Annotated in this window: 11 protein-coding genes; 9 read left to right on the top strand and 2 right to left on the bottom strand. The window is 40.3% G+C overall.

Translation table 11 applies throughout. The features are described 5' to 3' along the window. Window positions 1-142: 142 nt before the first annotated feature. The 8 genes from QZ565_RS06310 to QZ565_RS06345 all read left to right on the top strand — a co-directional run bounded on the left by QZ565_RS06310 (window position 143) and on the right by QZ565_RS06345 (window position 5,644). A complete protein-coding gene (locus tag QZ565_RS06310; protein ID WP_295527082.1) occupies window positions 143-442 on the top strand; it encodes a DUF4651 domain-containing protein in 300 nt (99 codons plus the stop codon). Further along, window positions 439-756 (top strand): thioredoxin family protein, encoded by a 318-nt coding sequence (locus tag QZ565_RS06315; protein ID WP_000615777.1) that lies wholly within the window; start codon window positions 439-441, stop codon window positions 754-756. Before QZ565_RS06310 ends, QZ565_RS06315 begins: the two co-directional genes overlap by 4 nt. 15 nt (window positions 757-771) lie before the next feature. Continuing rightward, window positions 772-1,398 carry a YtpR family tRNA-binding protein gene (ytpR, locus tag QZ565_RS06320; RefSeq protein ID WP_295527085.1) on the top strand — a complete coding sequence of 209 codons (627 nt, stop codon included), beginning with the start codon at window positions 772-774 and terminating at the stop codon, window positions 1,396-1,398. Between the two features lie 41 nt (window positions 1,399-1,439). Beyond that, window positions 1,440-2,201 (top strand): SDR family NAD(P)-dependent oxidoreductase, encoded by a 762-nt coding sequence (locus QZ565_RS06325; RefSeq protein WP_295527088.1) that lies wholly within the window; start codon window positions 1,440-1,442, stop codon window positions 2,199-2,201. A gap of 77 nt (window positions 2,202-2,278) precedes the next feature. Next, window positions 2,279-2,674 carry a single-stranded DNA-binding protein gene (locus tag QZ565_RS06330; RefSeq protein ID WP_049510174.1) on the top strand — a complete coding sequence of 132 codons (396 nt, stop codon included), beginning with the start codon at window positions 2,279-2,281 and terminating at the stop codon, window positions 2,672-2,674. 155 nt (window positions 2,675-2,829) lie between these two features. Beyond that, on the top strand, window positions 2,830-3,114 hold the full coding sequence (gene groES / locus QZ565_RS06335) for a co-chaperone GroES (protein ID WP_295527091.1): 285 nt from the start codon (window positions 2,830-2,832) through the stop codon (window positions 3,112-3,114). Window positions 3,115-3,129: 15 nt separating this feature from the next. Beyond that, window positions 3,130-4,752 carry a chaperonin GroEL gene (gene groL / locus QZ565_RS06340; protein ID WP_295527094.1) on the top strand — a complete coding sequence of 541 codons (1,623 nt, stop codon included), beginning with the start codon at window positions 3,130-3,132 and terminating at the stop codon, window positions 4,750-4,752. Window positions 4,753-4,876: 124 nt separating this feature from the next. Further along, window positions 4,877-5,644: an epoxyqueuosine reductase QueH gene (locus QZ565_RS06345; protein ID WP_295527097.1), complete on the top strand. Its 768-nt coding sequence runs from the start codon at window positions 4,877-4,879 to the stop codon at window positions 5,642-5,644. A 222-nt stretch (window positions 5,645-5,866) separates the two neighbouring features. Here QZ565_RS06345 and QZ565_RS06350 read toward each other — a convergent pair whose 3' ends face one another. Both QZ565_RS06350 and recX read right to left on the bottom strand, forming a co-directional pair. Then, entirely contained in the window at window positions 5,867-6,400 is a 534-nt protein-coding gene (locus QZ565_RS06350) for a DUF402 domain-containing protein (RefSeq protein ID WP_000775316.1), read from the bottom strand. Between the two features lie 88 nt (window positions 6,401-6,488). Next, the gene (recX, locus tag QZ565_RS06355; protein ID WP_295527101.1) at window positions 6,489-7,265 is read right to left on the bottom strand and encodes a recombination regulator RecX; all 777 of its coding nucleotides are present in this window, start codon (window positions 7,263-7,265) and stop codon (window positions 6,489-6,491) included. A 37-nt stretch (window positions 7,266-7,302) separates the two neighbouring features. Here recX and rlmD point away from each other — a divergent pair, with 37 nt between their 5' ends. Next, window positions 7,303-8,658 carry a 23S rRNA (uracil(1939)-C(5))-methyltransferase RlmD gene (gene rlmD, locus QZ565_RS06360; protein WP_295527104.1) on the top strand — a complete coding sequence of 452 codons (1,356 nt, stop codon included), beginning with the start codon at window positions 7,303-7,305 and terminating at the stop codon, window positions 8,656-8,658. The last annotated feature ends 116 nt before the right edge of the window (window positions 8,659-8,774 follow it).

The following is an 8,774-nucleotide window of genomic DNA, read 5'->3' on the forward strand; positions in this document are numbered from 1 at the left end:
AGTTTTGATATTCATTCAAAAAGATCTTGTTAACTTAGGTGTTTGGCAATAAGAATAAGAAGTCCTTTTCCTTAAAGGAAGAGGCTTTTTACTTGCTTTTCTGCTGCTTCCTCATTTGTCCTGAAGCGTTTTTTGTGTTAAAATGAATGGTATGAAAGCTAAGAAATTATGGATGACTGGCTTGACTGTGGCTGGTCTAAGTGCCCTCGCTTTGGGTGCCAAAAAAGCAGCAGATAACCACAAACTCATGAAGACTCAAGAAGAGTTGACCGCTATCGTGCGCGAACTTTTCTCAGATATGGGTGAGATTGCGACTCTCTATGTTCAAGTCTACGAAAGTAGCCTAGAGCGACTTGTCGGAGGAGTCATTTTCGAGGATGGTCGTCACTATACCTTTGTCTATGAAAATGAAGATCTGACCTATGAGGAGGAAGTCTTATGATACAACCAGCAAGTTTAGAAGAATTGGCATCTTTAGTAGAAAAAGATGGCAAGAAAGTCTTCCTTTTTGTGGCAGACTGGTGTGGCGATTGTCGTTACATCTATCCTGCCTTGCCAGAAATTGAGGAGACCAATCCAGAGTTCACCTTTATTCGAGTGGACCGAGACCAGTATATGGATTTGGCCAAACTCTGGGATGTGTACGGAATCCCTAGCCTTGTTGTTCTAGAAAAGGACAAGGAAATCGGCCGTTTTGTCAATCGCGACCGTAAAAGTAAACAACAAATTAATGACTTTTTAGCAGGATTGAAATAGGAGAAAAAGGAAACAATGATTTTTACATATAACAAAGAACATGTCGGCGATGTCCTTATGGTCATCGTTAAAAATAGCGGAGATGCTAAACTGGATGTGGAACGCAAAGGCAAGGTAGCCCGTGTTTTCCTTAAAGAGAATGGGGAAACAGTGGCTTGGAATATTTTCGAAGTTTCAAGTTTCTTTGAAATTGCAGAGCGCGGTCAAGTCTTTTTGACAGATGAGCAAGTCGCTCGTTTGAACCAAGAATTGCAGGCGGAAGGTTTTACAGAGGAAATTGTTAATGACAAGGAACCTAAGTTTGTTGTTGGTGAGATTGTCGAGATGGTAGCCCATCCTGATAGTGACCACCTCAACATCTGCCAAGTTGCAGTCGCAAGTGACAAGACAGTGCAAATCGTTGCAGGGGCTCCTAATGCGCGTGTTGGGTTGAAAACCATTGTGGCTCTTCCTGGAGCTATGATGCCAAAAGGCAATCTCATTTTCCCAGGCGAACTTCGTGGTGAAAAGAGTTTTGGCATGATGTGTAGCCCTCGTGAATTGCATCTGCCAAATGCTCCGCAAAAACGTGGTATTATTGAATTATCAGAAGACCAAGTTGTTGGAACTCCATTTGATGCAGCTAAACACTGGACTGCCTAAGAAATTGTCAGTATCTGATAGACCAGATAGAAGGAAATAAGATGGCAAAAAATGTAGTGATTACAGGGGCGACATCTGGAATTGGTGAAGCGATTTCGCGTGCTTATCTGGAGCAGGGGGAGAATGTCGTTCTAACAGGGCGACGGATAGACAGATTAGAGGCTCTCAAGTCAGAGTTTGCAGCAACCTATCCAAATCAAGTAGTTTGGACTTTTCCACTAGACGTGACGGATATGGCTATGGTGAAGACTGTCTGCTCTGATATTCTAGAAACGATAGGACAGATTGATATCTTGGTCAACAACGCCGGACTGGCTCTAGGTTTAGCACCTTATCAGGACTATGAAGAGTTGGATATGTTGACCATGTTGGATACCAATGTCAAGGGTTTGATGGCAGTTACTCGCTGTTTCTTGCCAGCAATGGTAAAAGCCAATCAAGGTCATATTATCAATATGGGGTCGACCGCAGGAATCTACGCCTATGCAGGTGCAGCAGTTTATTCAGCCACCAAGGCTGCAGTTAAGACTTTTTCAGATGGTCTGCGAATTGATACCATCGCAACGGATATCAAGGTGACAATCATTCAGCCTGGCATTGTCGAAACAGATTTCTCAACGGTACGTTTTCATGGAGACAAAGAGCGAGCTGCGTCCGTTTACCAAGGAATTGAAGCTTTGCAAGCTCAGGATATTGCAGATACAGTAGTCTATGTGACCAGTCAACCTCGCCGTATGCAGATTACAGATATGACCATTATGGCCAATCAACAGGCAACAGGTTTCATGGTTCATAAAAAATAAAAATTTTTCTCGAAAAGTTACAAATTTCTGTAACTTTTTTTGATTTCCTGCGAATAGATAAGTAGGAGGAAGAAAATATGTATAATAAAGTTATCATGATTGGACGTTTAACGTCTACACCAGAATTGCACAAAACCAACAATGACAAGTCAGTAGCTCGTGCAACTATTGCTGTAAACCGTCGTTACAAAGACCAAAATGGTGAACGTGAAACTGATTTTGTTAATATTGTCCTATGGGGCAGATTAGCAGAAACCTTGGCAAGCTACGCAACCAAAGGAAGTCTCATTTCCGTTGATGGGGAACTTCGTACACGTCGCTTTGAGAAAAATGGTCAAATGAACTATGTGACCGAAGTTCTTGTAACAGGATTCCAACTCTTGGAAAGTCGCGCCCAACGTGCCATGCGTGAAAATAATGCAGGCCAAGATTTGGCGGATTTGGTCTTAGAAGAGGAAGAATTACCATTTTAAACATTGAAAAGTCTGAGTTGGTCTCAGGCTTTTTATCTTGAGAAAGTCAGACTTTTTTCTTGACTATTTCTGACCAAGTGATACAATAGAATTATAAATTAGCACTCGGATATAAAGAGTGCTAATAGTATCTATCTCATCATGGAGGAAATCAGATGTTGAAACCATTAGGAGACCGTGTGGTCTTGAAAATCGAAGAAAAAGAACAAAATGTTGGAGGTTTTGTCCTCGCAGGTTCAGCCCAAGAAAAAACAAAAACAGCCCAAGTTGTAGCTACTGGACAAGGAGTTCGTACCTTGAATGGTGACTTGGTTGCACCAAGCGTTAAGACTGGCGACCGTGTCTTAGTTGAAGCCCACGCAGGTCTCGATGTAAAAGATGGCGATGCAAAGTACGTCATCGTTGGCGAAGCGAACATTTTGGCTATCATTGAAGAATAGAAGGAGAAAATAAGTATGTCAAAAGAAATTAAATTTTCATCTGATGCTCGTTCAGCTATGGTTCGTGGTGTCGATATCCTTGCAGACACTGTTAAAGTAACCTTAGGACCAAAAGGTCGTAACGTTGTGTTGGAAAAATCATTTGGCTCACCCTTGATTACCAATGACGGTGTAACTATTGCCAAAGAAATTGAATTAGAAGATCATTTTGAAAATATGGGTGCCAAATTGGTATCAGAAGTAGCTTCAAAAACAAATGATATTGCAGGTGACGGGACTACAACTGCAACTGTTTTGACCCAAGCAATCGTCCGCGAAGGAATCAAAAACGTCACAGCAGGTGCAAATCCAATCGGCATTCGTCGTGGGATTGAAACAGCAGTTACCGCAGCAGTAGAAGCCTTGAAAAATAATGCCATCCCTGTTGCCAACAAAGAAGCCATCGCTCAGGTTGCTGCTGTATCTTCTCGTTCTGAAAAAGTTGGTGAGTACATCTCTGAAGCCATAGAAAAAGTTGGCAAAGATGGAGTTATCACCATCGAAGAGTCACGTGGTATGGAAACAGAACTTGAAGTCGTAGAAGGAATGCAGTTTGACCGCGGTTATCTTTCACAGTACATGGTGACAGATAGCGAAAAAATGGTGGCTGACCTTGAAAATCCATACATTTTGATTACTGATAAGAAGATTTCAAATATCCAAGAAATCTTGCCACTTCTAGAAAGTATTCTCCAAAGCAATCGTCCACTCTTGATTGTTGCGGATGATGTGGATGGTGAAGCTCTTCCAACTCTTGTATTGAACAAGATTCGTGGAACCTTCAACGTAGTAGCCGTTAAGGCACCTGGTTTTGGTGACCGTCGCAAAGCCATGCTTGAAGACATTGCCATCTTGACAGGCGGAACAGTTGTCACAGAAGACCTTGGTCTTGAGTTGAAAGATGCGACAATTGAAGCTCTTGGTCAAGCAGCGAGAGTAACTGTGGACAAAGATAGCACTGTTATTGTAGAAGGTGCTGGAAATCCTGAAGCGATTTCTCACCGTGTTGCGGTTATCAAGTCTCAAATAGAAACTACAACATCTGAATTTGATCGTGAAAAATTACAAGAACGCTTGGCAAAATTGTCAGGTGGTGTCGCAGTAATCAAAGTCGGAGCTGCAACTGAAACTGAATTGAAAGAAATGAAACTCCGTATTGAAGATGCCCTTAACGCTACTCGTGCAGCTGTTGAAGAAGGAATCGTTGCAGGTGGTGGAACAGCCCTTGTAAATGTCATCCCAGCCGTAGCTGATTTGGAATTGACAGGAGATGAAGCGACAGGACGCAATATTGTTCTCCGTGCTTTGGAAGAACCTGTTCGTCAAATTGCCCACAATGCGGGATTCGAAGGCTCTATCGTTATCGATCGTTTGAAAAATGCTGAAGTTGGTACAGGATTCAACGCAGCAACTGGCGAATGGGTCAACATGATTGATCAAGGGATTATCGACCCAGTTAAAGTGAGTCGTTCAGCCCTACAAAATGCGGCATCTGTAGCCAGCTTGATTTTGACAACAGAAGCAGTCGTAGCAAATAAACCAGAACCAGTAGCCCCAGCTCCAGCAATGGATCCAAGCATGATGGGCGGCATGATGTAAAAATAACTTATAAAAAACACAGAAGGAGGGATGCATATTCCCTCCTTTAATGGTTTTCTATTCTAAATAGATTTGAGCTCTCCTAACTTATATGATAAAATAAGACTAGAAAAAGGAGAAGAACATGATCGATGTAGAAGAAATTCTGAGCAAGATGAACCCCAATCAGAAGATTAATTATGACCGTGTCATGCAGAAAATGGTACAAGTATGGGAGAAAAATGAGCAACGGCCAACCATTCTCATGCATGTTTGCTGCGCCCCTTGCAGTACCTATACACTAGAATATTTGACTAAGTATGCAGACGTGACCATCTATTTTGCCAATTCTAATATCCATCCCAAGGCAGAATACCATAAGCGGGCCTATGTCACCAAGAAATTTGTCAGTGATTTTAATGAGCGTACTGGAAATACGGTCCAGTACCTAGAAGCGCCTTATGAACCCAATGAATACCGTAAATTGGTCCGAGGATTGGAGGAAGAGCCTGAAGGTGGTGACCGTTGCAAGGTGTGCTTTGACTACCGTCTGGATAAAACAGCGCAAGTGGCTATGGATTTAGGCTTTGACTACTTCGGTTCGGCTTTAACCATCAGTCCTCATAAGAATTCTCAGACCATCAACAGCATCGGAATCGATGTGCAAAAGATTTATACCACCCACTATCTTCCCAGTGATTTCAAGAAAAATCAGGGCTATAAACGTTCAGTTGAGATGTGTGAGGAGTATGACATCTATCGTCAATGTTATTGTGGATGTGTCTATGCAGCTCAAGCCCAGAATATTGACCTGGTTCAAGTTAAGAAGGACGCCACAGCGTTCTTGATTGATAAGGATGTTGAGAAAGACTATTCTCACATCAAATTTACAGTGACAAAATTAGATATCTAAGGATAAGCCCAGCTGCAAAGCTGGGTTTTTATACTCTTCGAAAATCTCTTCAAACCGCGTCAACGTCGCCTTGCCGTATATATATGTGACTGACTTCGTCAGTCTTATCTATAACCTCAAAACAGTGTTTTGAGCAATCTGCGGCTAGTTTCCTAGTTTGGTCTTTGATTTCCATTGAGTATTAAAATAAAAAACCAGGGCTTTCACCCTAGTTTGACAACTTTACCGATTCTTTAGTTCTACATAGCGCTTGTACCAAATGTTTACATAGGCTTCTGAGAAAGGACCACGTCCATTGTTAATCCAATCAACAAGAATTTTGACATGTTCTTTTAAAATATAGTCCAAGTCATCAGAATAATTCATTTTGCGTTTGTGACGCTCATACTCCTCAACGTCCAAGAGACGTTTTTCCCCATCTGTAAAAATTTTAACATCCAAATCGTAATCAATATACTTCAGTGCTTCTTCATCCAGATAGTAGGGGCTAGCCATATTGCAATAGTAGGAAATTCCATTATCACGAATCATGGCAATGATATTAAACCAATATTTCTTGTGAAAGTAAACAATAGCCGGTTCTCGAGTGACCCAACGACGACCATCACTTTCGGTAACCAGTGTATGATCGTTGACACCAATAATGGCGTTTTCTGTTGTTTTTAGTACCATGGTGTCCCGCCAAGTTCGGTGGAGACTCCCATCATGCTTATAACTTTGAATTGTAATAAAGTCGCCTTCTTTTGGAAGCTTCATAACTAACCAACTTTCTACAATTTATAAGTTTATCGTTTACTATTGTACCATAAAATTACCTAAAATCTGTGAATTTTACATGAAAATATTAAAGATATTCTCTGAGAGCGCTTGCTATATCCGAAAAATCGTAGCCCTTTCGTGCTAAAACTTGGGTTAAACGCTGTTTAAGTTCGTATCCTTCATATTTTCGGGCATACTTGGCATATTGCTTATCAAGTTCCTTGAAGATGAGTTCCTGAGTCGTTTCTTGGTCAACTTGACTATCCAACTCGTCAAAGGCACTTTTAGCATCAGAGTAAGAGAATCCCTTATTGGTCAAGTTTTGGATAATCTTATCTTGCAAGGCACGAGCTGGAAGTTTACCTTCATATTTTTTCAATAGTTTATTAGCTACACGTTGAGCAACTTCCAAAAAATCAAATTCTTTCAGAATCTCTTCTATGGTAGATTTTGAAATTCCTTTTTGTGCTAATTTCTGAGTCAGTACATAAGGTCCCTTGTCTCCTGAAAGTTGATTGGCATTGATGACAGCATAAGCGTAATTGCTATCATTAATCCACTTATCTTCTTTAAGATTAGCAATGACTTGAGAAACTATTTTTTCATTAATATCATATTTTTTTAGATATTCTCTGACCTCTTTTTCAGTACGTGCTTTAAAGGATAGGTGGTAGAGGGCTAGATTCTTACCATAAGAAAATTGAGCAAAGTCCTGAATCTCCTTCAATTCCTCTTCGCTTATCACCTTATCTCTCGATAACATAAAACGTACAATTGTATCTTCAGTAATGTAGCATTTGTCACCATTATCAAGCTCCATCAGATAGAGTCTTTTTTTCTTTTCAAGTTTTGTGATTTTCATAGTTCTATTATAACTCAAAATGTGATAAGATAGGGGTATGAATCTGAAAGTGAAACAAAAAATACCATTAAAAATCAAGCGTATGGGAATTAATGGTGAGGGAATCGGCTTTTATCAAAAAACCTTGGTTTTTGTACCTGGAGCACTAAAAGGTGAAGATATATATTGTCAGATTACTTCTATTAAACGCAACTTTGTTGAAGCAAAATTACTAAAGGTCAACAAGAAATCAAAATTCCGAGTTGTGCCAGCTTGTACCATTTATAATGAATGCGGAGGATGCCAAATCATGCACCTGCATTATGATAAGCAGCTGGAGTTCAAGACGGACTTGCTTCATCAAGCGCTGAAAAAATTTGCCCCTGCAGGATATGAAAATTATGAAATCCTCCCAACTATTGGAATGCAGGAACCCAAGTACTACCGTGCTAAGTTACAATTTCAGACTCGAAAATTTAAGAATCAGGTCAAGGCAGGTCTGTATGCACAAAACTCTCATTATTTGGTAGAGTTGAAAGACTGCCTAGTACAAGATAAGGAAACCCAAGCGATTGCTAATCGCCTAGCAGAATTACTTACTTATCACCAGATTCCAATCACAGATGAGAGAAAAGTTCTAGGTGTTAGGACTATTATGGTTCGACGAGCAAGAAAGACTGGACAGGTTCAGATTATTATTGTTACAAACCGTCAGCTTAACTTAACTCAACTGGTAAAAGACTTAGTTAAAGATTTTGCAGAAGTTGTGACAGTAGCTGTGAATACAAATACAGCTAAAACAAGTGAGATATATGGTGAAAAGACAGAAATCATCTGGGGACAAGAGAGTATTCAAGAAGGTGTTCTCGATTATGAATTTTCACTATCCCCTCGAGCTTTCTATCAACTAAATCCTGAGCAAACAGAAGTACTTTATAACGAGGCAGTAAAAGCCTTGGATGTTACTAAAGAGGATCATTTAATTGATGCTTATTGTGGAGTTGGAACAATTGGATTTGCCTTCGCAAAGAAAGTAAAGACCCTCAGAGGTATGGATATTATTCCAGAAGCTATTGAAGATGCCAAGCGAAATGCTAAAAGAATGGGATTTGACAATACTCATTATGAAGCTGGAACAGCAGAAGAGATTATTCCTCGTTGGTACAAGGAAGGCTACCGAGCAGATGCTTTGATTGTTGACCCTCCACGTACAGGTCTGGATGACAAGTTATTAGATACAATTCTTACCTATGTACCAGAAAAAATGGTCTATATTTCTTGCAATGTTTCGACCTTAGCTCGTGATTTGGTGAGATTAGTAGAAGTCTATGATCTTCATTATATCCAGTCGGTCGATATGTTCCCACACACAGCTCGAACGGAAGCAGTTGTAAAATTAATTAAAAAAGTTTAAAAAAGATGTTGACAAAGTTAGAAAAGTCGGTATAATAGTAAGAGTTGAAAATAACAACTCTGGTCCGTTGGTCAAGGGGTTAAGACACCGCCTTTTCACGGCGGTAACACGGGTTC

Source organism: uncultured Streptococcus sp. (assembly GCF_915066115.1).
Classification (GTDB): Bacteria; Bacillota; Bacilli; order Lactobacillales; family Streptococcaceae; genus Streptococcus.

What these genes read in the sequence shown, in the direction of transcription:
- QZ565_RS06310 (WP_295527082.1), top strand. Translation starts at nt 143, where the DNA reads ATGAATGGTATGAAAGCTAAGAAATTATGGATGACTGGCTTGACTGTG.
- QZ565_RS06315 (WP_000615777.1), top strand. Translation starts at nt 439, where the DNA reads ATGATACAACCAGCAAGTTTAGAAGAATTGGCATCTTTAGTAGAAAAA.
- ytpR (WP_295527085.1), top strand. Translation starts at nt 772, where the DNA reads ATGATTTTTACATATAACAAAGAACATGTCGGCGATGTCCTTATGGTC.
- QZ565_RS06325 (WP_295527088.1), top strand. Translation starts at nt 1,440, where the DNA reads ATGGCAAAAAATGTAGTGATTACAGGGGCGACATCTGGAATTGGTGAA.
- QZ565_RS06330 (WP_049510174.1), top strand. Translation starts at nt 2,279, where the DNA reads ATGTATAATAAAGTTATCATGATTGGACGTTTAACGTCTACACCAGAA.
- groES (WP_295527091.1), top strand. Translation starts at nt 2,830, where the DNA reads ATGTTGAAACCATTAGGAGACCGTGTGGTCTTGAAAATCGAAGAAAAA.
- groL (WP_295527094.1), top strand. Translation starts at nt 3,130, where the DNA reads ATGTCAAAAGAAATTAAATTTTCATCTGATGCTCGTTCAGCTATGGTT.
- QZ565_RS06345 (WP_295527097.1), top strand. Translation starts at nt 4,877, where the DNA reads ATGATCGATGTAGAAGAAATTCTGAGCAAGATGAACCCCAATCAGAAG.
- QZ565_RS06350 (WP_000775316.1), bottom strand. Translation starts at nt 6,400, where the DNA reads ATGAAGCTTCCAAAAGAAGGCGACTTTATTACAATTCAAAGTTATAAG.
- recX (WP_295527101.1), bottom strand. Translation starts at nt 7,265, where the DNA reads ATGAAAATCACAAAACTTGAAAAGAAAAAAAGACTCTATCTGATGGAG.
- rlmD (WP_295527104.1), top strand. Translation starts at nt 7,303, where the DNA reads ATGAATCTGAAAGTGAAACAAAAAATACCATTAAAAATCAAGCGTATG.